The organism is Streptomyces sp. NPDC041205 (assembly GCF_055591765.1).
Window position 1 is genome coordinate 116,949 of sequence record NZ_JBVIZH010000007.1, and the last position, 1,246, is coordinate 118,194.

A 1,246-nucleotide genomic window follows, 5' to 3' on the forward strand; every position below is an offset into this window, starting at 1 on the left:
ACGGCCGCCGGAGGCTGTCGGCTGACCGTCTGGGGTGGTGAAACGGCCGCCGGAGGCTGTCGGCTGACCGTCTGGGGTGGTGAAACGGCCGCCGGAGGCTGTCGGCTGACCGTCTGGGGTGGTGAAACGGCCGCCGGAGGCGTTGGCGCGGGCGCCGGGCGGGCCGGGAGGAGGGGCGGAGGCGTCGGGCCAGGCCCCGGTGGCGGTGGGGTGGCCGCCGGGAGCGGGGGGCCAGCCACCGGGTGGGGTGAGAGGGTCGGACGGGGTGTTGGGCCTGGTGTCGGGCGGGTCGGGTTGCGCGGCGGGGGCGCTGCGCTGGGTTCCCGGGGTACGGGGGGCTGCGGGGGGTACGTCTGCGGATTCCGGGTCGTCCGCGTGGCCCGGGTCGTCCGCGTGGCCCGGGTCGTCCGCGTGGCCCGGGTCGTCCGCGTGGTGCGGGTGGCCCGGGTGGTGCGGGTGGCCCGGGACGCCTGAGTGGTCCGAGTGGTCCGGCCGCGCGGTGCCCGCCCCGGTCCTGGCCCGGTCCTCGTTCACCAGGGCGAGGGCCTCGTCGAACTCGGCGTCGGCCGCGTGCTGCCCGCTCATCGGGGGTCCGGCTCCGTGCCGGAGGGTGCGCCGGGGGTGTGCGTACCGGAGGGGCCCTGCTTGCTGGAAGGGCCCTGCTTGCCGGAGGGTTCCTTCTCGCCGGAGGGTGCGTTCTCGCCGGACGACGTCGGCGTACCGGAAGCGGGCTGTGTGCCGGACGGCGTCGACGTACCCGCACCGGAGGCCGACGCGGCGCCGGGCCCGTCCGGCTGGTCCTCGTCCGCCCACCGGACGGCGAGCGCGGCCGCCTTGCGCGCGGCTTCCGCCACGGCCTCCGGGCCGCCCCCGCCCGCTGTGGCAAGGGCAGCCGCGTACCCGACGAGAAACGTGGTCAGGGGCGCCGCGGGCCGCGCCACCCCGTGCGCCGCGTCGCGGGCCAGGTCGAGCAGGATGCCGGTGTCGACGTCGAGTTCGATGCCCAGTTCGTCCTTGACTGCGGAAATCCATTCATCCAACACGTGCCCATGCTCCCTGATCCGCGCGCGGGCCGTGGCGATGTCGTCCCAGGTGTCGCAGTCGAACGTGGCGAGCGGATCGGTGATGCGGACGAGCGCGAGGCGTGCGGTGAGCCGCCGCAAGGGCAGCCCGGTGAGCCCGCGCGAGCCCTGGGCCCCGCCGGACGAAGGCGCGCCGCGGCCCACCTGGCTGGCGGTGGCCTCCG

General features: G+C 76.9%; 1 protein-coding gene and 1 pseudogene. Both read right to left on the bottom strand.

Annotation, left to right across the window (positions count from 1 at the left end; all coding sequences use genetic code 11):
• Positions 1 to 585: pseudogene (locus tag ACZ6BG_RS28125) on the bottom strand (hypothetical protein); the annotation flags it as partial.
• A partial coding sequence (locus ACZ6BG_RS28130) for a DUF6457 domain-containing protein (RefSeq protein ID WP_469006486.1) occupies positions 582 to 1,246 on the bottom strand: 665 nt, incomplete at its 5' end. The gene ACZ6BG_RS28130 and the pseudogene ACZ6BG_RS28125, both read right to left, overlap by 4 nt.